The 239-nt window shown below is 43.9% G+C and carries 1 protein-coding gene; it reads left to right on the plus strand.

Annotated elements, in window-relative coordinates:
• Positions 1–237, plus strand: a 237-nt coding sequence (locus GTN70_09475; GenBank protein NIO17213.1) for an AsnC family transcriptional regulator, incomplete at its 5' end; no start/stop codon positions are given.
• Positions 238–239: the final 2 nt, after the last annotated feature.

The following is a 239-nucleotide window of genomic DNA, read 5'->3' on the forward strand; positions in this document are numbered from 1 at the left end:
GAAATGACGATTTCTAAGGGCAGATTTCAAGAAATAGCTAGGGAGATCGCCAAGGTGGTCAACGTTTGCTGTGTTTACAGAGTAACAGGCTTGTCTGACGCCATGATTGTAGCCAAGTTCAAGAAGAGGGAAGAGTTAAGCGACTTCACGAGGCATTTGCTTTCTCTACCTCATGTAGAGAGAACCAATACCCACGTAGTTCTGACCACCATGAAAGAAGATTTTACAGTGATCTAGGT

This window comes from Deltaproteobacteria bacterium (assembly GCA_011773515.1).
Classification (GTDB): Bacteria; Desulfobacterota; Deferrimicrobia; order J040; family J040; genus WVXK01.